The organism is Castellaniella denitrificans (assembly GCF_027214045.1).
GTDB classification, from domain to species: Bacteria; Pseudomonadota; Gammaproteobacteria; order Burkholderiales; family Burkholderiaceae_B; genus Castellaniella; species Castellaniella denitrificans_A.
In genome coordinates, this window is the sequence record NZ_JAPWHE010000004.1 from 92,550 (window position 1) to 116,454 (window position 23,905).

Sequence of the window (23,905 nt, forward strand, 5' to 3'; positions counted from 1 at the left end):
GCCCCGATGGATGTCAGCGCGTATTACGCGCAGGCCCTGAGCGAGCGGGGCTTCGTCGCCGACGAAGCCCAGCGCGCCGCGGTCGAGCGCTTGCAGCGGTACTATGACGACTGGATCGAGTTCAAGCGCCAGCGCTCGAACGGCCTGAAAAAGCTGTTCCTGCGCCCGGCCGTGCCGCGTGGGGTCTACCTGTGGGGCGGTGTCGGGCGCGGCAAGAGCTTCCTGATGGACGCGTTCTATCTGACGGTGCCCGTCAAGCGCAAAGTGCGCCTGCATTTCCACGAGTTCATGCGCGGAGTCCATCGGGAGATCCGCGCCGTCAGCGGCGAGACCGATCCGCTGGACCACGTGGCGCGCAAGATCGCCGCGCGCTATCGCCTGATCTGCTTCGATGAATTCCACGTCTCCGATGTGGCCGACGCCATGATCCTGTACCGGCTGCTGCTCGGCCTGTTCGAGCACGGCACGTCTTTCGTCATGACCTCGAACTACGAGCCGTCCACGCTCTACCCGGATGGCCTGCATCGTGATCGCATTCTGCCGGCCATCGCCCTGATCCAGGAAAGGATGGACGTCGTGAACGTCGATGCCGGCGTGGATTACCGGCGTCGCACCCTGTCGCAGTTGCGCACCTACATCACGCCCATCGTGGCCGCGACCCACGATGAGTTGCGTTCCGCCTTCGACCGTCTGGCCGACACCGCCGAACAGAAGCCCGTGCTGAACGTCGAGAACCGCGAAATCCAGGCGGTGGCGCTGGCCGGCACCGTGGTCTGGTTCGATTTCCACGCCCTGTGCGGCACGCCGCGCTCGCAGAACGACTACCTGGACCTGGCCGACCGCTTCCAGACCGTGATCGTGTCCGACGTGCCGCGCATGAGCCCGCGCCAGGCGTCTGAGGCGCGTCGCTTCACCTGGCTGGTGGACGTACTGTACGACCACAAGGTCAAGCTGATCCTGTCGGCCCAGTGCCCGGCCGATGAGCTATATACTCAAGGCCCGATGTCGAACGAATTCTCCCGCACCGTGTCGCGCCTGATGGAAATGCAATCGCGCGAATACCTGGCCGAAACGCGCCGGGCCTCGGTGGTCCTGTAGGGACACGCCCCGGCCGCCCGGCTCATCCCTCCGGAATCCTCATGAGCACATCCGTCACCCGCGTCCTGACCGGCATCACCACGTCGGGCACTCCCCACCTGGGCAATTACGCCGGCGCCATCCGCCCCGCGATCCAGGCCAGCGCCGAGCCGGGCGTGGACGCCTTCTTCTTCCTGGCCGATTACCACGCGTTGATCAAGTGCGACGATCCCGCGCGCATCGCGCGCTCGCGGCTGGAGATCGCCGCGACCTGGGTCGCGGCCGGCCTGGACACCGACCGGACGACTTTCTATCGCCAGTCGGACGTTCCGGAGATCCCGGAACTGTGCTGGATGTTGAACTGCGTCACGGCCAAGGGCCTGATGAACCGCGCGCACGCCTACAAGGCCTCGGTGGACGCCAACACCGCCAAGGGCGTGGAACCCGACGACGGCGTCACCATGGGGCTGTTTTCCTACCCGGTACTGATGGCTGCGGATATCCTGATGTTCAATGCCCACCGGGTGCCCGTGGGACGCGACCAGATCCAGCACCTGGAAATGGCGCGCGACATCGCCCAGCGGTTCAACCATCTGTATGGCCAGGGCGAGGATCTGTTCGTGCTGCCGGAGGTCCAGATCGACGAAGCCGTCGCCACGCTGCCCGGTCTGGATGGGCGCAAGATGTCCAAGAGCTATGACAACACCATTCCGCTTTTCGAGGGCGGTGCGAAGGCCCTGAAATCGGCTGTGGCGCGGATCGTCACGGATTCCCGCCTGCCGGGCGAACCCAAGGATGCCGAAGGGTCGCACCTGTTCACGCTGTATCAGGCCTTCGCCACGCCGGCGCAGGCTGCGGATTTCCGCGGCGCCCTGGCGGCCGGTCTGGGCTGGGGAGAGGCCAAGCAGGCGCTGTGCGAGCGGATCGAAGATCAGATCGGTCCGATGCGTGCGCGCTATGCGGAACTGATGGCTCACCCGGAACGGATCGAGGATATCCTGCAGGCCGGCGCCGCCAAGGCCAGGCGCATCGCCACCCCCATGATGGCCCGCCTGCGCGAGGCCGTGGGGCTGCGCATGTCCGCCGGCACGGGCGTCGCGCGTGCCGACCGCGCGCCCGGCGCCTCCCGCGCCGGCCGTGCCAGGGTCGTCTCGTTCCGGGACGAGGACGGCCGTTTCCGCCAGCGCCTGTTCGGCGCCGATGGCGCCGAGCTGCTGCTGTCGGAACCCTTCGCCGATCCCAAGGCCTTGAACCGCCTGGGCCGCGCCTTCGCCGGCCGCGACCTGTCGGGCCTGGCAGCGGCCGCGGATGACCTGGTCGCCCTGGAAGCCGAGGGCATGTGCTGGGCCCGCGTCCCGGCCGACCGGCTGACAGCGGTCCAGGAGGCGCTCGCGCAGCTCTGATCGGCTGCGTGTGTCGCACGGGTCGAAGTTCTTCTGGTTGATCGATAGGATGTGCTTCAAATGAATACGCGCGTGTTGCTTGCCGCCGCATTGGCGGCTTCGGTGCTGGCCGCTCCCTTGCCTTCCTTCGCGGGGTCGGCGGACTTCAATCTGGGGGCCGTGTCCCTGTACAAGGACCGGGGCGTCGATCAGGACGGGCGCAACGATTCGCTGCGGCCGGCCATCCAGGGCGGGGTGGATTACGCCTTCGACAGCGGTTTCTACGTCGGCAACTGGAATTCGACGGGTCGCTTCGGCAACGCCGACCTGGAGGTGGACGCCAAGGGCGGCTACCGGACGCAGTTGACCGGTAATCTGGGCCTCGACGCCGGTTACATCCATTATTTCTATCCCGGCGAGGGGTCGCGCAATGCCGGCGAGGTCTACGCGGGCCTGCAATACCAGCGGCTCGGCCTCAAGGTCTATCGCGGGATGCGCGAGGACGTCAACAAGAACGACATGTATTACCGCGCCGACTACGCTCATCCGCTGATGGACAGGCTGGACCTCACCCTGGGCGCCGGATACCAGACCTATGATGCGTCCGGCTTGCGCAACAAGCTCGATTACAGCGTCGGCCTGGGCTATGCGCTGGGCAAGCATCTGACGTTGTCGGGCGCGGTCGTGGGGGCCAACCGCCGGCACGACGTGGACGACGGTTCGCGCGATCCGCGCCTCGTCGTGGGGGCGGGCGCCCGCTTCTAGCGGCCTGCAACCCGGGCCGCCCGGGCGCGGCGCCCGCCGGGCCGTTCAACTGTCCAGCCGGACGGTCTTGGCTTCGACGCGCCCGCGCAGCCATTCCAGGGCCAGCAGCAGGGCAGTGGAAAACAGGATCAGGATGGTCGCCACGGCGGCGATCACCGGGCTGATGTTTTCCCGGATGCCGGTGAACATCTGGCGCGGCAGCGTGACCTGTTCGGGGCCGGCCAGGAACAGCGTGATCACGATTTCGTCGAAGGCGGTGGCGAAGGCGAACAGGGCGCCCGCGATGACGCCGGGCGCGATGATGGGCAGCGTCACGCGAAAGAACGTCTGGAGCGGCCCCGCGCCCAGACTGTAGCTGGCGCGCAGCAGGTTGGGGTCGAAGCCCTGCAGCGTCGCCGATACGGTGGTCACTACGAAGGGCGCGCCGATCGCGGCCAGGGCCAGGATCAGGCCGCCGTAGCTGTTGACCAGTCCGTAAGGGGCGAAGAACAGGTAGATGCCCAGGCCGGTCACCACCAGCGGCACGATCATCGGCGAGATCAGGACGGCCATCAGCAGGCCTTTGCCGCGGAACTCGACGCGGTGCAGCCCCGCGGCGGCGAGGGTGCCCAGCACGGTGGCCAGCAGGGTGGCGGCGGGCGCGACGATGAAGCTGTTGGCGGTCGCCCGGGCCCATTCGTCCGAGTGGAACAGGGTTTCGTACCAGCGCAGCGAAAACGACTGGATCGGGTAGAGCAGCATCGAGCTCTGGTTGAACGACAGCGGGACGATCACCAGGATCGGCAGCAGCAGGAACACCAGAATCAGTGCGCACAGGATGCGCAGCGCGTAATGCCAGGTGCGCTCGGTCAGGGACAGGTAGGGCGGGAATTCGGTCTTGAACATGCTCGATCCTTTCAGTTCAGGGCCAGTTCCTTGCCGGAGATCCGGCGGTACAGGGCGTAGAGCAGCAGGGTGGCCGCCAACAGGATCAGACCCAGCGCGCTGGCCATGCCCCAGTTGATGGTCTGGTTGGTGAAGTACGCGACGTAGTAGCTGATCATCTGGTCGCCGGCGCCGCCGAGCAGGGCCGGGGTGATGTAGTAGCCGATAGCGATGATGAACACCAGCAGCGATCCGGCCGCGATGCCCGGATAGGTCTGCGGCACATACACGCGCCAGAACGCGGCGAAGGGATGACTGCCCAGGGAAATGGCGGCCCGCTGGTAGCTGGGCGGCACGGCACGCATGACGCTGTACAGGGGCAGGACCATGAAGGGCAGCAGGATGTGGACCATGGCGATGTAGACGCCCAGGCGGTTGAACAGCAGGGGCAGGGGCTCTGAGATCAGGCCCAGATTGCCCAGGGCGCTGTTGATCAGGCCTTCGCGCTGCAGCAGCACCACCCAGGCGGCGATGCGCACCAGCACCGAGGTCCAGAAGGGGATCAGGATGCAGATCAGGACCAGGTTGGCCCGCCGCTTGGGCAGGCTCGTGATCCAGTAGGCCAGGGGATAGCCCAGCGCGAGGGTGATCAGGGTGACCACCAGGCTGATCACGAAGGTGCGCGAAAAGATTTCCTGGAAGGCCGATGTGTTGGGCGGGACGGCCGTGATGCCCCCGTTCGCGTCGAGCTTCAGGTCCAGCGAGGCCAGCAGGTAGTAGGGTGTCCAGGATTTGTTGTTGTCGGCGATGACCGACCAGTAGGCGGATTCGTCCCAGCGCTTGTCCAGGCCGATCAGCTGCGCGCGGGCGTCGGCGGCGTCCGCCGCCTCGATCGGCATGTGCCGCAGTGTCTTGAAAATCAGCGAGCGGTAGCCGGAAATTTCATAATTCAGACGGCGGGCGAGTTCGCCCGCGGCGGGCGTGCTCTTGGCATGCGCCAGGTCTTCGGCCAGTGCCTGGAAGGCGGCGTCGGGCGGCGTGGCGCGGCCGTCCCAATGGGACAGTACCCGCAGCGTCCGGGGCAGGGTCTCGATGACCTCGGGGTTGTCGACGGCGCGGGTCAGCAGAGAGGCGATCGGGATCACGAAGATCGCCAGCAGGAACAGGGCCAGCGGCCCGACCAGCAGGAGGCCGCGCCAGGTCCGGCGCCGCTGCGCGGCGCGCATCGAGCGCCGGATGGCGCCGGGGTCGTCGAAGGTCGTGTCCATGGCGGGAGTGTCTCCAGGTCCTGTTCATCACAAGGCGAAAGGGGCCGGCGCCCGGCCGGCCCCCGGGCGGATATCAGCGGGCGGCCCAGGCCGTGAAGCGCTGTTCGAGTTCTTCGCCATGGTCGGTCCAGAACTCCAGGTCGTTGAACAGGGCGTTGCGGGCGTTGGCCGGCGAGTTGGGCACCTTGGCCAGAACGTCGGGCTTGAGCATGCCGATGGCTTTCTTGCTGACCGGCCCGTAGGCGATGTGCTGGGAGTAGGCCGCCTGCGCCTTGGGCGAGCTGGCGTAGCGGATGAATTCGATCGCCTGCTCCTTGTTCGGCGAGCCGGTCGGGATGACCCAGTAGTCGAAATCGTAGACGCTCTGATTCCAGACGACCTTCAGGGGACGGCCCTCGCGCTGCGCCGCATCGATGCGGCCGTTATAGGCGGCGGACATGACGACGTCGCCGGCGCTCAGCATCTGCGGCGGTTGGGCGCCCGCTTCCCACCACTGGACGTAGGGTTTGATTTCGTCGAGCTTTTTGAAGGCGCGGTCCACCCCTTCGGGGGTCGCCAGCACCTTGTAGACGTCCTGCGTGGGCACGCCGTCGGCCATCAGGGCGAACTCGAGGTTGTAGTGCGCGCCCTTGCGCAGGCCGCGTTTGCCGGGGAATTTCTTCACGTCCCAGAAATCGGCCCAGCCGGTCGGCGCCGTCTTCAGGACTTCGGCGTTATAGGCCAGGGCGGTGGACCAGACGAAGGTGCCCACGCCACAGTATTTCAGGGCGCCGCGCACCATGTCGCCCTTGTCAAGGATCGAGCCCCAATCGACGTTCTCGTACAGGCCTTCGTCGCAGCCCCGGCCCAGATCGCCGGTTTCGACCTCGACGGCGTCCCAGACCACGTTCTTGGATTGGACCATGGCCTTGACCTTGGCCTGTTCGCCGTTATAGGCGACCGGAATGACCTGCTTGCCGGTTTCCTTTTCATAGGGCTGGATGAAGGCGGCGTTCTGTGCGTCGCCATTGGCGCCGCCGAAATTCACGACCGTCAGGTCGCGGGCCTGGGCGGATGCCTGGGCCAGGGCCAGGGGCGCCGCGAGCGCCAGGGCCGTCATCAGAGCTTTGTTTTTCATGGAATGTCTCCTGTGTTTTGGTGGGGAATCAGGGTAGGAAAACGCGGACGTGTCCGGGATCGATCCGCAAGGGAATGCGGGTTCCGGGGGCATGCGCCCCGGCGTCCGCGGCCAGGGGCATCTTGACAAAGAAAGTGTCGCCGCCGTCCAGGCGGCAGCGCAGGCGGACGTGGTCGCCGAAATAGACCTCGTCGACCGCGGTGGCCTGGAACAGGTTGGCGCCGCCGCCGTTGCCGGGCAGGACGCGTTCCGGGCGCATGGCCACGACGCAGGGGGCGCCGGCCGCCAGGCCCTGGACGTTGAGCCCGCGCAACTGGATGCCGCCGGACAGTTCGACCAGGCACAAATCCCCTTCGATCGCGCGCACGGTGCCCGGGAACTGGTTGCTGTCGCCCACGAAACCCGCCACGAAGCGGTTGCACGGGGTTTCGTACAGTGTATCGGCGGCGCAGACTTGCTGGATGACACCCTGATCGAACACCGCGATGCGGTTGCTCATGGTCAGGGCCTCGCTCTGGTCGTGGGTGACGTAGACGAAGGTGATGCCCAGCTGCCGGTGCAGCGCCTTGAGTTCGAGTTGCATGTGTTCGCGCAACTGCTTGTCCAGGGCGCCCAGCGGCTCGTCCATGAGGACGATCTGCGGCTGGAAGACCAGGGCGCGGGCCAGGGCGATGCGCTGCTGCTGGCCGCCCGAGAGCTGGGCGGGGTAGCGCTTGGCGAAGTCCTGCATCTGCACCATGGACAGGGCCTCGTGGATGCGCCGCGCGCGCTGCGCGGCGGGCATTTTACGGACCTTCAGGGGGTATTCCAGGTTGCGCTCGACCGTCATGTGCGGAAACAGCGCGTAGTTCTGGAACACCATGCCCAGATTGCGGTGGTGTGGCGGAACGTCGTTCAGGCGGCGACCTTCCAGGAAAATGTCGCCCCGGGTCGGCGATTCGAAGCCGGCGAGCATCATCAGGCAGGTGGTCTTGCCCGACCCCGAGGGGCCGAGCAGGGACAGGAATTCGCCGGGGTGGATGTCGAGATTGAGATCCCTGACGACGAGATGGCTGCCGTCGTAGGATTTCTGTACGCCTTGGAATCGGACCAGGGGCTCGGAAGCGGGAACTGCGGACATCGGGGACAACCTCCGGGTGCGGATGGACGGGATACGGCCGGCGTGCGCCTCAGGCGGCCATGGCTTCCTGGAGGATAGCCAGTCCTTCCTCCAACAGGCCATCGGGGATTGTCAGGGGAAAGAGGAAACGGATGACGTGACCGTGGGTGCCGCAGGTCAGCAGCACCAGCCCGCGCTCCAGGGCGCGACGCTGGATGCGGGCGGCGGTGTCGGCGTCGGGCCGGCCGTCGGGATGACGGAATTCCGCGGCCACCATGGCGCCCAGGCCGCGGATTTCCGCGATGCGCGGATGAGCGAATCCGGCCAGTGTCCGGCGCAGTCTTTGGCCCAGGGCATCGGCGCGCGCGATCAGGTTTTCATCTTCGATCACGTCCAGAACGGCCAGGGCGGCGGCGATGGCCAGCGGGTTGCCCGCGTAGGTGCCGCCCAGCGAGCCGCGAGGCGCGGCGTCCATGAGTTCGGCCCGGCCGCAGACGCCGGACAGCGGCATGCCGCCGGCCAGGCTCTTGGCCATGGTGATCAGGTCGGGTGTCACGCCCGAATGCTCGATGGCGAACATTTTCCCCGTGCGGGCGAAGCCGGACTGGACTTCGTCGACGATCAGCAGGATGCCGTGGGTATCGCAGCGTTCGCGCAGGGCGCGCAGGAGCTCCGGCGGCGCGACGTTGAACCCGCCTTCGCCCTGGACCGGCTCGATGACGATGGCCGCCACCCGGTTCGGGGCGATGTCGGCCTTGAACAGCAGATCCAGCGCCCGCAGGGAATCCTGCGTCGTGACGCCTTCCAGCGGGTTGGGGAAGGGAATGTGATAGACCTCGGCCGGCAGCGGGCCGAAATCCTGCTTGTAGGGAGAGACCTTGCCGGTCAGGGCCATGCCCATGAAGGTGCGGCCGTGGAATGCGCCGGAAAAGGCCACGACCCCGGTGCGTCCGGTGGCGGCGCGCGCGATCTTGACGGCGTTTTCAAGCGCCTCGGCGCCGGTCGTGAAGAAGGCGGTCTTTTTGGGGTGATCGCCGGGCGTCAGGCGGTTGATGTGTTCGGCCAGCTCCACGTAGGAACCGTAGGGCGCGACCTGGAAGGCGGTGTGGGTGAAGGCGTCGAGCTGCGCGCGGATGGCTTCCACGACGCGGGGATGGCGGTGGCCGGTGTTGGCCACGGCGATGCCGGCCGCGAAGTCGATGTAGCGCCGGCCCTCCACGTCCCACAGTTCGGCGTTCAGGGCGCGATCCGCGTAGAAGTCGCAGGTGATGCCGATGCCGTCGGGAATGGCCGCGTTCTTGCGGACCTGCCAGTCCTGGTTGTGTTGCGTCATGCTTGTCTCCTGTGGGGACGGGGTGTTCCCGCCCTGCTTTTTTTTCACTATACTGATCTTTTGGTTTGTCAAATAGATCCATTTAAGCAAATTTAATGGAGCCAATTTGGACGCGTTCATTCTCTCTGAATGGTTGCAACAGCACTTCGCTCCCAGCGACGATAGTCCTGCATATCATCGTCTGTATAGACTGATCTGTAGAGCCATTCTGGAGGGGCATCTGGGCGCAGGCGCCCGTCTGCCGTCGACACGCGACCTGGCGGCCGATCTGGGCATCGCCCGCAATACGGTCCTGCAGGTCTACGACCAGTTGGCCGAGGAAGGCTACGTGCATGCGGGTGTCGGTCGCGGCACCTACGTCGAGGACATCCGTCAGGATCTGCTCGATCCGGTCGACGGCGGCGGGGACGCCCCGGCCGCCGGATACGCCGCGCCCGCGCACGATCTCTCGCAGCGTGGGCGTCGGCTCGTGTCGAGCCTGGGGTTTTCCAACCGCCAGGCGGGCGCCTTCATGCCCGGTATCCCGGATGTGCGGGAATTTCCGCTGAAGACCTGGTCGCGCATCCAGAACCGGCAATGGCGCGCCGGCCCCTGGGACCTGATGCGCTACGCGCCGGCCGGAGGCTACGGCCCGCTGCGGCAGGCGATCTCCGACTACCTGGGCAGCGCGCGGTCGGTGCGCAGCACGGCCCAGCAGGTCGTGATGACGACCGGCATCCATCAGGGCATCGACGTGGCGGCGCGGCTGCTGTGCGATCCCGGCGATACGGTCTGGGTCGAGGAACCCGCCTATTGGGGGGTACGCAATCTGCTGACGTCTTCCGGTTTGCGTCTGGTGCCGATCCGCGTGGACGACGAGGGGATCTGGCCGGGCGAGGCCGAACGGGCCCGCCCGCCCCGTCTGATCGTCGTCGCGCCTTCGCATCAGTATCCGCTCGGCATGGTGATGAGTCTGGCGCGGCGGCACATGCTGCTGGATTATGCGCGCCAGGTGTCGTGCTGGATCCTGGAAGACGACTACGACAGCGAGTTCCGCTACGACACGCGCCCGCTGTCATCCTTGCAGGGCATGGACGAGGCCGGCCGGGTCCTTTACGCCGGCAGCTTCAGCAAGACGCTGTGCCCGGGCCTGCGGGTCGGCTTCCTGGTCGTGCCCCGGGCGCTGGCGGGCGCTTTCGCCGATTCGGTGGCGGAACTCTACCGCGAGGGCAACATGATGACCCACGCGGTCCTGGCGGATTTCATCCGCGAGGGGCACCTGAGCTCGCACATCCGCCGCGTGCGCAGACGCTACGCGGAGCGGCGCGCCTGCCTGATAGATGAAATCCGGCGGCATTTCGGCGATGCGCTGGACGTCGTCGGGGGCGAGGCCGGCCTGCACCTGATCCTGGCGCTGCCGGACGGGGTCGACGACACCCTGGTCGTGCGCGACGCCTTGCGGCAGGGCGTGGTCACGCGCGCGCTGAGCACGTATTACACGGAACGGGAGAACGCCCGCTCCGGATTGTTGCTGGGTTACGCCGGGGCGACACCCGAGGAAATCCGGCCCGCCTTCGACACGCTCGCGCGTGTGATCGGCGCCTATCTCTGATCCTGACTTTCGAAAAAGGAATCCCGTCATGACGACCTCCGACCCTCTGGCGCGCAGCGATGTCGCGTATCAGTTGCACGCCTACACCAATGCCCAGCGTCACCGAGAGGAGGGGCCCTGCATCATGGATCGCGGCGAAGGGATCCACGTGTATGACACCGAGGGCAAGGCATACATCGAAGGCATGGCGGGGCTGTGGAGCGTGGCGGTGGGCTTCAGCGAGCCCCGGCTGGCCCGGGTGGCGCACGAGCAGATGCAGCGCCTGCCCTTCTATCACACCTTCAGCCACAAATCGAATGTGCCCTCGATCCAGTTGGCGGAAAAACTGATCGGCCTGACGGACGGACGCATGGCCCAGGCCTTCTTCACCAATTCCGGATCGGAGGCCAACGACACCATCGTCAAGATGGTCTGGTACTACAACAATGCCCTGGGGCGCCCGGAAAAGAAAAAGATCATCGCGCGCCAGCGCGGCTACCATGGTGTGACGGTGGCCTCGGCCAGTCTGACGGGACTGGCGGGCAATCATCGCGGTTTCGACCTGCCCCTGCCGCGCATCCTGCACACGCGTTGTCCGCACTGGTACCGCGAGGGCCTGCCGGACGAGACCGAAATCGCGTTCGCCGACCGGCTGGCGGCCGAACTGGAGGCGCTGATCCTGGCGGAAGGCCCCGAGACGGTCGCGGCCTTCATCGGCGAACCCGTCATGGGCGCGGGTGGGGTTATCGTGCCGCCCGAGACCTACTGGCCGAAGATGCAGGCGGTTTGCCGCAAATACGATATTCTGGTGATCGCCGACGAGGTCATCACGGGTTTCGGGCGCACGGGACGCATGTTCGCCTCGGACCTGTTCGGCATCGAGCCGGATTTCATGACCCTGTCCAAGCAGTTGACGTCTTCCTACCAGCCCCTGGCCGCGGTGCTGATGAACGAGCGAGTGGCTGCCGTGATCGCCCGCCACAGCGGCGAGCTGGGCACATTCGGCCATGGCTACACGGCCAGCGGTCATCCGGTGGCGACTGCGGTGGCGCTGGAGAACATCCGCATCATCGAGGAACGCGGCCTGGTCGACAATGCCGCTGCGGCTGGCGCCGTGCTGCAGCGCCGGCTGCGGGAACTGGCGGATCATCCGCTGGTGGGCGAGGTGCGGGGGATCGGGCTGATCGCGGCGGTGGAACTGGTGGCCGACAAGGCGTCGCGCGCGCCCTTCGACCCGGCGGGCATGGCCGGCGCCCGGGTCGTGCGCCAGTCCCAGGAGAACGGCCTGATCCTGCGCGGCATCCAGGACAGCGTGGCCTTTTGCCCGCCGCTGATCATCACCGAAGCCCAGGTCGGAACGCTGGCCGACCGCTTCGCGCAGTCCCTGGAAGAGGCGGCGAAGACGTTGTAAGCCTCATCCCTCCACGTCGCCGCTTGCAAGCGGCTCCGATTCGTTCGGCATCGGGGCCAGTTTTTAATTGTGGCATCCCTCCACGTCGCCGCTTGCAAGCGGCTCCGATTCGTTCGGCATGAAATGGTCCGCAGGGACCATTTCATGTCCGATCTCATCCTGGCCGACCAGCCAGTCGCGGAAATGCGCCAGGGCGGGCAAGGTGGCCTTGCGCTCGGGTACGATCAGGTGAAAGGCCCGCTGGCCGGGCCCGCTGTGCGGATTGAGCACCGCCAGGGTGCCCTGGTCCAGCTCCCGTTGAATCAGAAAGGGCGGGATCAGCGCCACGCCCAGCCCGTCGCCGGCCGCCTGGGACAGCATGGAAAACAATTCCAGACGCATGCCGGCCATGGGGGCGGGCGCGGCGACGCCGGCCGAGGCGAACCATTCGCGCCAGGCCGTCGGCCGGGTGCTCTGCTGCAGCAGCGGCAGGGCGGCGATGTCGGCCGCGTCCAGCGGGCCGGCGGCCAGGCGGGGACTGCAGACCGGCACGGGATTCTCCCGCATCAGGAAATGGGCCTGGGTGCCCGGCCAGCGCGGATCGCCCGAATAGATGGCGGCGTCGAACTCCGTGTCTTCGAACAGGAACGGATGGGTGCGGGTGGCCATGTTGACCTGCAGGCCCGGCCGTTCGGCGCGCAGCGCCGCCAGGCGCGGCAGCAGCCAGCGGGTGGCGAAGGTCGGCACCACGGCCAGTTCCAGGACGCCGCCGCCCTGGTGGGCCATGACCGCCTGGGTGTCCCGTTCGAGCGCATCCAGTTGCCGGCGCACCAGCCGGCTGTAGCGTTCCCCCGCGTCGGTCAGGCGCACGCCCCGACGCGCGCGCTGGAACAGCGGCACGCCGACCAGGGTTTCCAGCGACGCGACCTGCCGGCAGATCGCGCCCTGGGTCAGGGACAGTTCCTGGGCGGCGCGGGTGAAGCTTTCGTGCCGCGCGGCGGCCTCGAAGGCCTGCAGGGCCTGGGTGCTGGGCAATCGTTTGCGCATGTACGGAGTGATAAAAATTCACTGATAACGCAGTTTATATCGTTTGTGTGGGAAGGAATATCCCGTTAGGATGCGTGAATATCACTGATTCAGTTTTTTCGGAGACCTTTCATGTCCGCTTCCCGTCCCCAGTTCGAATGGCTCGATCCCCTGTTGCTGGACCAGCAACTGAGCGACACCGAGCGCATGGTGCGCGACGCGGCCCGCGCTTATGCCCAGGACCGCCTGCTGCCGCGCGCGCAGGAAGCCTTTCGCCATGAAAAGACCGATCCGGCGATCTTCCGCGAAATGGGGGAGCTCGGGCTGCTGGGCGCCACGATTTCCGAGCAGTACGGCGGCGCGGGGATGAATTACGTCTGCTATGGCCTGATCGCGCGCGAGGTCGAACGGGTGGATTCAGGCTACCGCTCGATGATGAGTGTGCAAAGCTCTCTGGTGATGGTGCCCATCGACGCCTTTGGCACGGCGGGTCAAAAAGAGAAATACCTGCCCAAGCTGGCGTCGGGCGAATGGATCGGTTGCTTCGGTCTGACCGAGCCCGACCACGGTTCGGATCCGGGTTCCATGTCCACGCGGGCAAAGAAAGTGCCCGGTGGCTACAGCCTGACGGGCGCCAAGACCTGGATCACCAACAGTCCGATCGCCGATGTGTTCGTGGTCTGGGCTAAGGACGAGGCGGGCGACATCCGCGGTTTCATCCTCGAAAAGGGCTGGAAGGGGCTGTCCGCGCCCGCAATCCATGGCAAGGTCGGCCTGCGCGCTTCGATTACGGGTGAAATCGTGCTGGACGAGGTCTTCGTGCCGGACGAAAACGCCTTCCCGGATGTGCGCGGCCTGAAGGGCCCCTTCACGTGCCTGAATTCGGCGCGCTACGGCATCGCCTGGGGCGCGCTGGGCGCGGCCGAGGCCTGTTACGAAACCGCGCGCCAATACGTGCTGGATCGCAAGCAGTTCGGCCGCCCGCTGGCCGCCAACCAGTTGATCCAGAAAAAGCTGGCCGACATGCTGACCGAGATCACGCTGGGCCTGCAGTCGGTGCTGCGCGTCGGCCGACTGAAGGACGAGGGCCTGGCGCCGGTGGAAATCACCTCCATCATCAAGCGCAATTCCTGCGGCAAGGCCCTGGACATCGCCCGCACGGCGCGCGACATGCTGGGCGGCAACGGCATCTCCGACGAGTTCTGCATCGCCCGCCACCTGGTCAACCTGGAGGTCGTCAACACCTACGAGGGTACACACGACGTGCACGCCCTGATTCTGGGGCGGGCCATCACCGGCATCGCCGCCTTCGCCAACTGAGGGGCCGGTCATGGCGCAAGCAACCGCCGGAACCGGGGCCGCGCCGCGGGGGGCGCTGTCGCACATCCGCGTCCTGGATCTGTCGCGCATTCTCGCGGGGCCCTGGGCCACGCAGATCCTGGGGGACCTGGGCGCGGACGTGATCAAGATCGAACGACCCGGCGAAGGCGACGACACGCGCGGCTGGGGGCCGCCGTGGATGCCGGACGCCCAGGGCGGGGAATCCCGCGTCGCGGCCTATTATCTGTGCGCCAATCGCAACAAGCGTTCGGTGACGGTGGACATGGCCACCCCGGAGGGCCAGGATCTGATCCGCCGGCTCGTGCGCCGGTCCGACGTGCTGGTGGAAAATTTCAAGGCGGGCGGGCTGGCGCGCTACGGCCTGGACTACGACAGCCTGCACGCGCTCAACCCGCGTCTGGTGTATTGCTCTATCACCGGGTTCGGTCAGACGGGACCCTACGCGGCGCGCGCGGGCTACGATTTCCTGGTGCAGGGCCTGGGCGGTCTGATGAGCGTCACCGGCCGGCCCGACGGCGAACCGGGCGGCGGGCCGATGAAAGCCGGGGTGGCGCTGACCGACATCCTGACCGGCCTGTACGCGGCCAACGCCATCCAGGCCGCGCTGGCGGCGCGCGAGCACACCGGCGTCGGCCAGCACGTGGACATGGCGCTGCTGGACGTGCAGGTCGCCTGCCTGGCGAACCAGGCCATGAATTACCTCGCCACCGGCCGCAGTCCCGGACGGCTGGGCAATGCGCATCCCAGCATCGTGCCCTATCAGGATTTCCCCACGGCCGATGGCCACATGATCCTGGCCATCGGCAACGATGGCCAGTTCGCCCGTTTCTGCGAGGAAGCCGGCCGGCCCGACTTGGCGCGGGATGCCCGGTTCGCCACCAACCGGGCGCGGGTGGAGCACCGCGCCGCGTTGATTCCCATCTTGCGGCACCTGACGACCGCCCGCACCACGGCCGCCTGGGTCGCGGCGCTGGAATCACGCGCCGTGCCCTGCGGTCCGATCAATGCGATCGAACAGGTGTTCGACGATGCCCAGGTGCGCGCGCGCGGCCTGCGCATCGAGATGCCGCATCCTGAAACCGGCGCGGTGCCGTTGGTGGCCAGCCCGATCCGTCTGTCGGACACGCCGGTGGACTACCGCCTGCCGCCGCCTTCCCTGGGGGCGCATACGGCCGATGTGCTGGCCGAGATCCTGGAACTTGCGCCGGAGGAGATCCGGGCGCTGCGGGCGCGCGGCGTGGTCTGAGCGGTCCCGGCCTTGCGCCGCGCGCGGGCGCGCCGGACGAGGCCGACGCGGCGGGAGCGCCACAAACGAGTTGACCGGCGTCAACCTTTCCGGACAGAGGCGCGCCACCGGCGCTTCCGTTCATCTGGCGTCAATGTTTTCGTCTCTATGATGGTGTCATGAAGGGTCGCCGCCCGGCGGCCGGATGACTGGGGATCCATCATGAAGAAATCCTGGAACACGTTCGGTGCCTGCCTGCTGGCGGTTTCTCTGGCCGGGACCGTCGCGCCGGCCCTGGCCGATGATGATTGCGACGTGCCCGTCGAGCGCTGGCAGACCCGCGATGCCGTATCCCAGATGGCTCGTCAGAAAGGCTGGGACCTGAAGCGCATCAAGATCGACGATGGTTGTTACGAGGTCCGTGGCCAGGACGCCGGGGGCCGCGCTTTCAAGGCCAAACTCGACCCGGAAACGCTGGAGGTCGTGGAGATCAAATACCGCGATCACAAGGATCGCGAACGCCGCCGCGACCGCGACCCCGATCGCAGCGAGCTCCGCGACACCGCTCCCGCCGCCTCTACGCCCGCCGCCCCCGCAGCCGCCCCGGCGGGCAAGCCGTCCGCGGGGATATCCGTCGGCGGCGCCCGGATCGAATGATGCGCCCCGGGTTTGCGGGCACCGTGCGGTGACCGCTGTCTTGCACGCCGGCCGCGTCCCTCCGGGCAAGGCCGGACGAAATTTCCACAGGAGCCTGTTCCATGAAGACCTTTTCGATCGCGGCCCTGCTGGCCGCCACCACCCTGGCCGTCCCCGCCCTGGCGCAGAGCCGCACGGTGACCCTGTCCACCACGTTGAAGAACTATGGCGGCGATGGCGCCTACCTGGCGGTCTACCTGACGGATGCCAAAGGTGCCTATGCGGGCACCCTCTGGGTGGCGGGCGGCAAGGCCAAATACTACAAGCACCTGAGCGAGTGGAACCGGCTGTCGTCGGGCGACGCCGCGCGGCTCGACGGCGTGACCGGCGCCAGCGTGGGGGAAGGCCGGACGCTGAAAGTGACGGCTGATCTGGCCGACGCCCTGTTCGACGCCGGTTACGAGATCCATGTCGATGCCGCCGTGGAAGACATGCGCGACAGCCCGTCCGAAATCCGCGTTCCGCTGACCCTGGCCGGTGCCGGCAAGCCGGTCGGCGGAAAGCGTTTCATCCATTCCTTCACCTACCAGGCGCAGTAATCATCATGCAATGGCGGCCGATTCATCGCTGGCTGGGCCTGTTGGCCGGCGCCCTGGCCCTGGTCATCGGAGTCACCGGGCTGATCCTGGCTTTCTTCCCGGTGCGCGACACCTGGCGCGCCGTACCGGCCGAGCCCGGCTTGCCGGTGGCGGTCCTGGCGCAGCGGGCGACGGAACGGATTGCCGGGATCGAAGAAATCCGCCGTCTGCCTTCGGGCGAGATCGTCGTCTATTCGTTCGATGGCGGCCAGGCCCGCGCCAGCCGGATCGACCCGGCCAACGGGCAGGTGCTGGGCGACTACCAGGCGTCCGCAGTCGAACGCTGGGTGCGCAACCTGCACCGCTCCTTCATGCTGGACGATCCGGGCCGCCTGGTCGCGGCCGGGGTCGCGCTGGCCATGCTGTTGCTGACCTTCTCGGGCATTCTGATGCTGGCCCGCCGCCTGGGCGGATGGCGCCATCTCGCCTCGGGACGGATCCGCGGGACTCCGGCCCAGCGCATCCATGGGATCAGCGGCCGGATCCTGGCCCTGGTCCTGGCCCTGTCCTCGCTGACCGCGCTCTACATGAGCGCGACCACCTTCAGCCTGATCCAGGCCGATTCGGCCACGGATCCGGACGTCATGTCCGTTCCGGGCGACCAGCCGGACCGGACGGTGGGAAGCTTGCCGCTGCTGCGGGCTCTTTCGACCGACGGATTGCGCAAGTTGAGTTTCCCCGCGGCCGACGATCCCGAGGATGTCTGGCATGTCGTCACCGATGCAGGCGACGGCTGGATCGACCGTCGCAGCGGTCATGTCCTTTCCTGGCAGCCGGCTTCCACCGCCCGTGCGTTCTATGACTGGGTCTACGCTTTGCATACCGGCCAGGGGCTGTGGGCCTGGGCGCTGGTCCTTGGGCTGGCCGGCCTGTGCCTGCCGGTTTTCTGGGTCTCCGGATTCCTGATCTGGCGCCAGGGACGTGCTCGTGTGCCGAGGCTGGCGGACAACAGCCCCGCGCGGCGGGCCGACACGCTGATTTTCGTGGCGAGCGAGGGCGGTACGACCTGGGGCTTCGCGAAAGCCCTGCATGATGCCTTGGCGCGCAACGGCCATCGGGTCCATACCGCGCCGCTGGAGCAGTTCCAGGTGACGGAATCCGTCCGTCAGGTGTTCATCCTGGCGGCGACCTATGGGGATGGTCAGGCGCCGGCGCATGCCGCTCGGGCGCTGGACCGGATCGTCGGACAGAAGGCGGGCGGGGTGCCGGTGTCCGTGCTCGGCTTTGGCGATCGTCAGTTCCCGGCGTTCTGCGGCTATGCCGAAGCGCTGGACCGTGCTTTGCGGACCGCCGGCTGGCCGCTGACCATGCCGCTGGAGTGTATCCACCAGCAGTCGGCGCAGCAGTTCGCCCGCTGGGGCGCGGCCCTGTCCGAAGCGCTGGGCGAAACCTTGACCCTGGAATATGTCCCGCGCGTTCCGGAAACCTTCACTTTGGAACTGGCGGAACGCCAGGACTATGCGGGCGGTCCGGCCGGCCCGGCCGCGATCCTGCGCCTGCGCTGGCGGGACAGCGGCCTGTTGGCGCGCTTGCTGGGCCGGGGCATGCCGCGCTTCAGGGCGGGCGATCTGGTCGGCATTGTGCCGCCCGGCAGCCCGGTGCCCCGCTATTATTCCCTGGCCTCCGGATTTCGCGACGGCTTCCTGGAAATCTGCGTGCGGCGGATGCCCGACGGCGTCTGCTCGGGCTTTCTGCATGGCCTGAAGCCCGGCGACCGCATCCAGGCCTTCATCAAGCCCAATCCGGGTTTCACTCTGGAGACCTCGCGCCGTCCCGTCGTGCTGATCGGCGCGGGCACCGGCGTGGCCCCCCTGGCGGGTTTCATCCGCGGCAATGTCCGCAAGGCGCCCATGTTTCTGTATTTTGGCGCGCGCAACCCGGACGAGGATTTCTATTTCGGCGCCGTCATCCGCCGCTGGCTGGAGGAGGGCCGGCTGACCGCGCTGCGCACGGCGTTTTCCAGAATCAAGGACGGCGGAGGCTATGTGCAGGACGCTTTGCGTCGCGATGCGGATCGCCTGCGGACGCTGGTCTCCAAGGGCGCCGTGCTGCGGATCTGCGGCAGCCGGCCGATGGCGACCGGTGTCGCCGAGGCGCTGAACGAAATCCTGGGGCCGCTCGGCCTGGATGTGCGCCGGTTGCGCGAAAGGGGGCGCTATGCCGAGGACATATTCTGATCCGTCAACTGAGTCGCGCCTGAGCGGGCCTGTCATGGGCACGCGCTGGGCGGCCCGGTACCAGGCGCCGCCGGCGTTCGATCACGCGGCGCTGTCGAGCGACCTGGCCCGGGCTGTGGGTCTGGTGGACACGCAGATGTCGCCCTGGAAGCCGGACAGCGACCTGATGCGGCTGAACCGGGCCGGGCCGGGGCGGTGGGTGGCGCTGCCCGAGGCGATGCTCGACGTGCTGGCACGTGCGCAGGAGATCGGCGCCCTGAGCGGCGGCGCCTTTGATGCGGCCGTCGGCGGCCTGGTCAATGCCTGGGGATTCGGCGCGATGGCGGACACGCCCGATCCGGACGCCATCCGGCGTGCCGCCGCCGACCATCGCCCGGCCCACCTCTGGCTGGACGTCGATCGGGAACAGTGCAGGGCGCGCAAGCGGGCGCCCATGACGCTGGACCTGTGCGGAATCGCCAAAGGTTATGCGGTGGACCGGATGGCCCGGGTGATGGCGGACCATGGCGTCGGTCATGCCTTGGTCAGCCTGGATGGGGAATTGAGGGCCTGCGGCGCCCGGATCGACGGCCGGCCCTGGGCCGTGGCCCTGGAAAGCCCGCAGGAAGGACGTCGCGCCGTACATGGAGTGATCGAACTGGCCGATCTTTCGGTGGCCACTTCGGGGGATTATCGCCGCTGGATCGGCGTGGGCGGCGAGCGTCTGGCGCATACCATGGATGGCCGCCGGGCCGGGCCGGTGCGCAATCCGGTGGCCTCCGTCACGGTGCTGTCGGGCACCTGCGTCGATGCCGATGCATGGGCGACGGCGTTGCTGGTGGCGGGGCCTGACGAAGGTCCGGCGCTGGCCCGGCGCATGGGCCTGGATGCCTTGTTCCTGTTCAGGCGCGAGGGCCGGCTGGTGGAGTTCGGGCTGGGGCGTTTCGCGTTCGCCGCCGAGGGGGCGGATGCGTGACGGCCGCGCGGGGTGCTGGCCGTGGCCGTCACCCGGGGCCGAAGACGTCGATCGCTTTGCGGATGGCCACGAACAGAGTGATCAGGAAGCCGATGCCCAGCAAAATGATGCCGGGGTTGCGGTCTCGGAATCCGAGTCCGATGAAAATCGCGATGACGCCCGCGATGAAAAGGGCCAGTAGCAGGTTGCTGTGAAAGAACATGGCGGCGCGCTCGGTAAGGGCTGATGCGGAAATCATAGGTATTCCGGGGCGTGCCGTCGTTGAGCCAGGACAATGATTGCGCGCCTGGGCGCGGCGTGCGCGATGCCCGGCCCCGGCCCCGGGGCTTATTCGAAGGGCCGGCCTTCGCCCGCCTCTTCGTGCGTGGCACCGTCGCGAATACGATAAATCCGTTTGAAGGTCGGAATGATTTTTTCATCGTGTGTGACCACGATGATGGCCGTCCGGTACTGTTGCGCCATGTGGTGCAGGATGCGCACGACCGACAGGGCGCGTTCGCTGTCCAGCGGCGCGGTCGGTTCGTCGGCCAGGATCACCGGCGGGCGGTTGACGAGACCCCGCGCAATGGCGACACGCTGCTGTTCGCCGCCGGAAAGCTGCGGGGGCATGGCATGCGCGCGGTGCACGACTTCCAGCGAGGCCAGCACATCCAGCGCCCGGGATCGTGCTTCGCGCGTGCCTGCGCCCGCCAGCATCGGCAGCAAAGCCACATTGTCCGTGACGTCGAGGAACGGAATGAGATAGGGCGCCTGGAAAATGAATCCGATCCGGTCGCGTCGCAGCGTCCGCAGGTCCTTTACCCGCCAGCCGTTGTCGTAGATGACTTCCCCGCCCAGGGTCATGCGTCCGCTTGTCGGGTCGATCACGGCGCCCAGGCATTTCAGCAGTGTGCTCTTGCCCGAGCCCGAGGGGCCGATCAGTCCCACGACCTCGCCGGGCGCGACCGACAGATTGACATCGCGCAGCGCCAGCACGGCCGTGTCGCCCTGGCCGTAGCGTTTGCTGAGGCCCTCGATCAGGATGCCGGCGGGATCGGTCATGGCTTCACCCGATCGCGGTGGCCGGATCGACCCGCAGGGCGATGCGGATGGCCACCAGGCTGGCCAGGGCGCAGATCAGCAGGATGGCGGCCAGTCCCGCGATGGAGTCGGCGGGCATCAGCAGCACATACTTGGGAAAGAGGGGCGCGGAGAATGTCGCCGCGATCCTGCCGGTCATGAATCCGATCAGCCCCAGGGACAGCGCCTGCTGCAGGATCATGCCGGCGATGGTGCGGTCGCGTGTGCCGATCAGCTTGAGCACGGCGATTTCCCGGATTTTGTCCATGGTCAGGGTGTAAATGATGAAGGCCACGATCGCCGCGCTGACCAGAGCCAGAATGACCAGGAACATGCCGATCTGCCGCGCCGAGGAGGCCACCAGCTTGTCCACCAGGATGGTTTCCATCTGCGCCCGCGTGTGGACGGACAGCCGCTGCCAGCGCCGGATGCGGGTGGCGACCTCGTCGGCGTCTGCGCCGGGCGCCAGTGTCACCAGGACGGCGTTGACGTAGGGGTTGGACGTCTGGCTGTCGAGCACGGCGCGGAGGGCCGAATCGTTGCCGGGCCGGTTCAGGCCGGGATTGGCGGCGGCGCGTCGGCGGTTCTGCAGGATGGCGTCATTGTCCTTCTGGAATTGCGCCTGCTGCGCGTCTTTCAGGGGAATGAAGACCATCGGGTCGCCGCTGGAGGACACTGTGCGCCGGGTCTGGCCGACGATGGTGTATTCATGACGGCGGATGGTGATCCGGTCGCCCAGAGCGAAGCCGGTCGCCACATCCGCCACGGCCTCATAGTGGCCCAGGACGATCTGACGGCCGGCCACCAGGCTGGGCGGCCAGCCCGGTGTCGCGCCCGGAACGCCCGGGGCCACGCCCACCACCATGATGCGGACGTCGCGGTCGCGATGGTGCGCCTGCATGGTCAGGTAGGTGACGTTGGCCGCCTGGTCCACGCCCTCCAGGCCCAGGATGCCGCGGTAAGCGTCGTCGGGCAGGCTGGAGCTTTCGGCATAGGGCCCCTGGGTGTCTTTCTGCACGACCCACAGGTCGGCGCCGCTGTTGTCCAGCAAGGCCCGCGCGTCGGCCACGAGACCCCGGTAGACCCCCGCCATGATCAGCGTCACACCGATCAGCAGCCCCAGGCCGATGCCGGTGAACAGGAATTTTCCCCAGGCATGCAGGATGTCTCTCCCGGCCAGACTGATCATGTCGCCGGCTCCGGTAGCGCCGGTCCGGTGTTCCGTACCCGGCTGCGCGCTGTCAGCGGACTGGCGCTGTGGACGATGACCAGGTCGCCGGCATGCAGCCCGTCCAGCACCTGGATCATGCCCCGGGCGTCGGTGGCCCCGACGCGGATGGGGGCGAAGACCGGCCGGCCGTCCTGGATGCGCCAGACGCCTGGCTGCCCGTGCTGCTGATGGATGGCGGCGTTGGGCACCACGGGTCCTTGCGGGGTGGCAGGCAGCTCCACCGTGGTTTCCGCCAGTTCGCCCAGGGCGGGGGCTGGGTCGGGCGGGGAGTCGAAGGCGATCTTGGCCAGCAGTTCCTCGGTGATGGCGTCGGCGACCGGTTCGACGCGGGCGATCCGGCCCGCAACCGGTTCGGGTCCGCGGGATCGCAGCGCGATCCTGACTGCCAGTCCCGCCGACAGGCCTGCGGAGCCGGCCTGATCGAAGCGCGCGTCGATCCACAGCGAACCGGGGGCGATCACCTGGACGACGGCTTGCCCGGCCATCAGCGTCGTGCCCGGGTCCGCGTCGCGCGTGAGAACGACACCGTCGATGGGCGAGATCAGTGCCAGGTTGCGTCGCTGTGCCCGCAGCGCGGCCAGTTCGGCCCGCAGCCGCTCGACGTCCTGCTGTGTGGCCAGCAGGGTGGTTTGCGCCAGTTTCAGTTCGTGGCGTTTGTCGCTGGCGGTTTCCTCGCTGATGGCCGCTGCCTTCAGCAGCGTTTCATAGCGCCGCGACTGGATCCCGGCCCGGTCCAGGCGGATGCGCGAATCCTGCGCCAGAGCGTGTGCGCGGGACAGCGCCGCCGCCTGGGCCAGGATGCGGTCATCGAGGTCCACCGGGTCCATTTCGCCCAGCGTCTGGCCGGCCCGCACAACGTCGCCCACTTCCACGTCCAGCCGCAGCAACCGTCCGGTCAGGGTCGGGCCGATCCGGTGGATCTCACGGGCCTCGACCGTGCCGATCCCCAGGCGTACCGGATGAATGGAGGCTTCCTGAACCCGTGCCGTGGTGACCGGAATACGGGCCAGCGGGCCGGACCGCAGGGCGACGTAGAAGAACAGCGCCAGCAGGGCCAGGGCAAGCGCGGCCAGCAGCAAGCGTTTTCCATCGATGCGCGGGATCCTCATGACCGGACTCCGATGCCCTGCAGGAACAGGGCGAACAGGGCGGGTGCCTGGCTTTTCATGCGCCGGATGTCGCCGGCCAGCATGGCCTGGATCACCAGACCCTGGATCATGCCCAGGAACAGGGCGGGCATGGCGTCCAGATCCAGCGCATCCCGCAGCGCCCCCCGGGCGATGCCCCGGCGGGCCTGTTCCAGCAGCCGGACCCGGTACTGCTCCAGCAAGGCCCGCACGCGGTTTTTGGCGGGGGTGGTGCGATCGTGCTGCAGTTCGGCGAACAGGATGCGCGGTATGCCCGGGTGGGCGACGATGAAATCCACATGGGCCTGGAACATGGCCTCCAGCGCCGCCAGCGGTCCGTCCGACCGGGCGATGGCCGCATCGACGCGCGCCAGCAGCGTTTTTTCGGCATGAGCCATCACCGCGTCCCAGATGGCCTCCTTGTTCGGGAAATGACGGAACAATGCGCCCTGGGTGAGCTGCATGTGATCGGCGATGGCGGCCGTCGTGATGTCGGCCGGATTGCGGTCCGCGGCCAGTGCGATGACCGCCTGCACGGTGGCCGCCCGCCGTTCGTCCGCCGGCAGGTATTTCGGCGAGGATCTGGGCATTCCGTTCCCCGAAAGAAAGTAATTGATTACTATCT

At 67.4% G+C, this 23,905-nt stretch carries 22 protein-coding genes; 11 read left to right on the plus strand and 11 right to left on the minus strand.

Going from position 1 to position 23,905, the window contains the following annotated elements; all coding sequences use genetic code 11:
- The first annotated feature begins 6 nt into the window (after positions 1–6).
- The 3 genes from zapE to O4H32_RS07690 are packed head-to-tail and all read left to right on the plus strand — an operon-like array spanning position 7 to position 3,224.
- Entirely contained in the window at positions 7–1,098 is a 1,092-nt protein-coding gene (zapE, locus tag O4H32_RS07680; protein WP_269358004.1) for a cell division protein ZapE, read from the plus strand.
- A 41-nt stretch (positions 1,099–1,139) separates the two neighbouring features.
- Complete coding sequence (locus tag O4H32_RS07685) at positions 1,140–2,480, plus strand: tryptophan--tRNA ligase (protein ID WP_269358005.1); 1,341 nt, start codon at positions 1,140–1,142, stop codon at positions 2,478–2,480.
- A gap of 60 nt (positions 2,481–2,540) precedes the next feature.
- Complete coding sequence (locus O4H32_RS07690; protein WP_269358006.1) at positions 2,541–3,224, plus strand: TorF family putative porin; 684 nt, start codon at positions 2,541–2,543, stop codon at positions 3,222–3,224.
- A gap of 45 nt (positions 3,225–3,269) precedes the next feature.
- Here the strand turns inward: O4H32_RS07690 and O4H32_RS07695 are convergent, their stop codons facing one another.
- From O4H32_RS07695 to gabT, 5 genes are all read right to left on the minus strand, one after another.
- Positions 3,270–4,109, minus strand: a complete 840-nt coding sequence (locus O4H32_RS07695) for an ABC transporter permease (RefSeq protein WP_269358007.1) — start codon at positions 4,107–4,109, stop codon at positions 3,270–3,272.
- A gap of 11 nt (positions 4,110–4,120) precedes the next feature.
- Positions 4,121–5,356: an ABC transporter permease gene (locus O4H32_RS07700; RefSeq protein WP_269358008.1), complete on the minus strand. Its 1,236-nt coding sequence runs from the start codon at positions 5,354–5,356 to the stop codon at positions 4,121–4,123.
- A gap of 73 nt (positions 5,357–5,429) precedes the next feature.
- Positions 5,430–6,473: an ABC transporter substrate-binding protein gene (locus O4H32_RS07705; RefSeq protein WP_269358009.1), complete on the minus strand. Its 1,044-nt coding sequence runs from the start codon at positions 6,471–6,473 to the stop codon at positions 5,430–5,432.
- 28 nt (positions 6,474–6,501) lie between these two features.
- Positions 6,502–7,593 (minus strand): ABC transporter ATP-binding protein, encoded by a 1,092-nt coding sequence (locus O4H32_RS07710; RefSeq protein ID WP_269358010.1) that lies wholly within the window; start codon positions 7,591–7,593, stop codon positions 6,502–6,504.
- A 49-nt stretch (positions 7,594–7,642) separates the two neighbouring features.
- On the minus strand, positions 7,643–8,905 hold the full coding sequence (gene gabT / locus O4H32_RS07715) for a 4-aminobutyrate--2-oxoglutarate transaminase (protein ID WP_269358011.1): 1,263 nt from the start codon (positions 8,903–8,905) through the stop codon (positions 7,643–7,645).
- A gap of 106 nt (positions 8,906–9,011) precedes the next feature.
- Between gabT and pdxR the strand changes: the two genes are divergently transcribed.
- Positions 9,012–10,496 (plus strand): MocR-like pyridoxine biosynthesis transcription factor PdxR, encoded by a 1,485-nt coding sequence (pdxR, locus tag O4H32_RS07720; protein WP_269358012.1) that lies wholly within the window; start codon positions 9,012–9,014, stop codon positions 10,494–10,496.
- A gap of 28 nt (positions 10,497–10,524) precedes the next feature.
- Positions 10,525–11,886, plus strand: coding sequence for an aspartate aminotransferase family protein (locus tag O4H32_RS07725; RefSeq protein WP_269358013.1), 1,362 nt, complete (start codon positions 10,525–10,527; stop codon positions 11,884–11,886).
- A 63-nt stretch (positions 11,887–11,949) separates the two neighbouring features.
- Here O4H32_RS07725 and O4H32_RS07730 read toward each other — a convergent pair whose 3' ends face one another.
- Positions 11,950–12,912, minus strand: a complete 963-nt coding sequence (locus O4H32_RS07730; protein ID WP_269358014.1) for a LysR family transcriptional regulator — start codon at positions 12,910–12,912, stop codon at positions 11,950–11,952.
- Positions 12,913–13,023: 111 nt separating this feature from the next.
- Here O4H32_RS07730 and O4H32_RS07735 point away from each other — a divergent pair, with 111 nt between their 5' ends.
- The 6 genes from O4H32_RS07735 to O4H32_RS07760 all read left to right on the plus strand — a co-directional run bounded on the left by O4H32_RS07735 (position 13,024) and on the right by O4H32_RS07760 (position 19,863).
- On the plus strand, positions 13,024–14,211 hold the full coding sequence (locus O4H32_RS07735; protein ID WP_269358015.1) for an acyl-CoA dehydrogenase: 1,188 nt from the start codon (positions 13,024–13,026) through the stop codon (positions 14,209–14,211).
- Between the two features lie 10 nt (positions 14,212–14,221).
- Entirely contained in the window at positions 14,222–15,478 is a 1,257-nt protein-coding gene (locus O4H32_RS07740; RefSeq protein ID WP_269358016.1) for a CaiB/BaiF CoA transferase family protein, read from the plus strand.
- A gap of 201 nt (positions 15,479–15,679) precedes the next feature.
- Positions 15,680–16,114 (plus strand): PepSY domain-containing protein, encoded by a 435-nt coding sequence (locus O4H32_RS07745; RefSeq protein ID WP_269358017.1) that lies wholly within the window; start codon positions 15,680–15,682, stop codon positions 16,112–16,114.
- Between the two features lie 101 nt (positions 16,115–16,215).
- Complete coding sequence (locus O4H32_RS07750; RefSeq protein WP_269358018.1) at positions 16,216–16,692, plus strand: DUF2271 domain-containing protein; 477 nt, start codon at positions 16,216–16,218, stop codon at positions 16,690–16,692.
- A 5-nt stretch (positions 16,693–16,697) separates the two neighbouring features.
- On the plus strand, positions 16,698–18,908 hold the full coding sequence (locus tag O4H32_RS07755; protein ID WP_269358019.1) for a PepSY domain-containing protein: 2,211 nt from the start codon (positions 16,698–16,700) through the stop codon (positions 18,906–18,908).
- The gene (locus O4H32_RS07760) at positions 18,889–19,863 is read left to right on the plus strand and encodes an FAD:protein FMN transferase (RefSeq protein WP_269358020.1); all 975 of its coding nucleotides are present in this window, start codon (positions 18,889–18,891) and stop codon (positions 19,861–19,863) included. The genes O4H32_RS07755 and O4H32_RS07760 overlap by 20 nt, the downstream gene beginning before the upstream one ends.
- Positions 19,864–19,891: 28 nt before the next feature.
- On the opposite strand, the gene O4H32_RS07765 is transcribed toward O4H32_RS07760, so the two are convergent.
- The 5 genes from O4H32_RS07765 to O4H32_RS07785 all read right to left on the minus strand — a co-directional run bounded on the left by O4H32_RS07765 (position 19,892) and on the right by O4H32_RS07785 (position 23,870).
- Positions 19,892–20,101, minus strand: coding sequence for a hypothetical protein (locus O4H32_RS07765; RefSeq protein ID WP_269358021.1), 210 nt, complete (start codon positions 20,099–20,101; stop codon positions 19,892–19,894).
- A gap of 89 nt (positions 20,102–20,190) precedes the next feature.
- Entirely contained in the window at positions 20,191–20,904 is a 714-nt protein-coding gene (locus tag O4H32_RS07770; RefSeq protein ID WP_269358022.1) for an ABC transporter ATP-binding protein, read from the minus strand.
- A gap of 4 nt (positions 20,905–20,908) precedes the next feature.
- The gene (locus tag O4H32_RS07775) at positions 20,909–22,111 is read right to left on the minus strand and encodes an ABC transporter permease (RefSeq protein WP_269358023.1); all 1,203 of its coding nucleotides are present in this window, start codon (positions 22,109–22,111) and stop codon (positions 20,909–20,911) included.
- Positions 22,108–23,262, minus strand: coding sequence for an efflux RND transporter periplasmic adaptor subunit (locus O4H32_RS07780; RefSeq protein WP_269358024.1), 1,155 nt, complete (start codon positions 23,260–23,262; stop codon positions 22,108–22,110). Before O4H32_RS07780 ends, O4H32_RS07775 begins: the two co-directional genes overlap by 4 nt.
- Positions 23,259–23,870, minus strand: coding sequence for a TetR/AcrR family transcriptional regulator (locus tag O4H32_RS07785; protein WP_269358025.1), 612 nt, complete (start codon positions 23,868–23,870; stop codon positions 23,259–23,261). The genes O4H32_RS07780 and O4H32_RS07785 overlap by 4 nt, the downstream gene beginning before the upstream one ends.
- Between the last annotated feature and the right edge of the window lie 35 nt (positions 23,871–23,905).

Coding starts and splice junctions, on each gene's coding strand:
- zapE (WP_269358004.1), top strand. CDS start 7: ATGGATGTCAGCGCGTATTACGCGCAGGCCCTGAGCGAGCGGGGCTTC.
- O4H32_RS07685 (WP_269358005.1), top strand. CDS start 1,140: ATGAGCACATCCGTCACCCGCGTCCTGACCGGCATCACCACGTCGGGC.
- O4H32_RS07690 (WP_269358006.1), top strand. CDS start 2,541: ATGAATACGCGCGTGTTGCTTGCCGCCGCATTGGCGGCTTCGGTGCTG.
- O4H32_RS07695 (WP_269358007.1), bottom strand. CDS start 4,109: ATGTTCAAGACCGAATTCCCGCCCTACCTGTCCCTGACCGAGCGCACC.
- O4H32_RS07700 (WP_269358008.1), bottom strand. CDS start 5,356: ATGGACACGACCTTCGACGACCCCGGCGCCATCCGGCGCTCGATGCGC.
- O4H32_RS07705 (WP_269358009.1), bottom strand. CDS start 6,473: ATGAAAAACAAAGCTCTGATGACGGCCCTGGCGCTCGCGGCGCCCCTG.
- O4H32_RS07710 (WP_269358010.1), bottom strand. CDS start 7,593: ATGTCCGCAGTTCCCGCTTCCGAGCCCCTGGTCCGATTCCAAGGCGTA.
- gabT (WP_269358011.1), bottom strand. CDS start 8,905: ATGACGCAACACAACCAGGACTGGCAGGTCCGCAAGAACGCGGCCATT.
- O4H32_RS07725 (WP_269358013.1), top strand. CDS start 10,525: ATGACGACCTCCGACCCTCTGGCGCGCAGCGATGTCGCGTATCAGTTG.
- O4H32_RS07730 (WP_269358014.1), bottom strand. CDS start 12,912: ATGCGCAAACGATTGCCCAGCACCCAGGCCCTGCAGGCCTTCGAGGCC.
- O4H32_RS07735 (WP_269358015.1), top strand. CDS start 13,024: ATGTCCGCTTCCCGTCCCCAGTTCGAATGGCTCGATCCCCTGTTGCTG.
- O4H32_RS07740 (WP_269358016.1), top strand. CDS start 14,222: ATGGCGCAAGCAACCGCCGGAACCGGGGCCGCGCCGCGGGGGGCGCTG.
- O4H32_RS07745 (WP_269358017.1), top strand. CDS start 15,680: ATGAAGAAATCCTGGAACACGTTCGGTGCCTGCCTGCTGGCGGTTTCT.
- O4H32_RS07750 (WP_269358018.1), top strand. CDS start 16,216: ATGAAGACCTTTTCGATCGCGGCCCTGCTGGCCGCCACCACCCTGGCC.
- O4H32_RS07755 (WP_269358019.1), top strand. CDS start 16,698: ATGCAATGGCGGCCGATTCATCGCTGGCTGGGCCTGTTGGCCGGCGCC.
- O4H32_RS07760 (WP_269358020.1), top strand. CDS start 18,889: ATGCCGAGGACATATTCTGATCCGTCAACTGAGTCGCGCCTGAGCGGG.
- O4H32_RS07765 (WP_269358021.1), bottom strand. CDS start 20,101: ATGATTTCCGCATCAGCCCTTACCGAGCGCGCCGCCATGTTCTTTCAC.
- O4H32_RS07770 (WP_269358022.1), bottom strand. CDS start 20,904: ATGACCGATCCCGCCGGCATCCTGATCGAGGGCCTCAGCAAACGCTAC.
- O4H32_RS07775 (WP_269358023.1), bottom strand. CDS start 22,111: ATGATCAGTCTGGCCGGGAGAGACATCCTGCATGCCTGGGGAAAATTC.
- O4H32_RS07780 (WP_269358024.1), bottom strand. CDS start 23,262: ATGAGGATCCCGCGCATCGATGGAAAACGCTTGCTGCTGGCCGCGCTT.
- O4H32_RS07785 (WP_269358025.1), bottom strand. CDS start 23,870: ATGCCCAGATCCTCGCCGAAATACCTGCCGGCGGACGAACGGCGGGCG.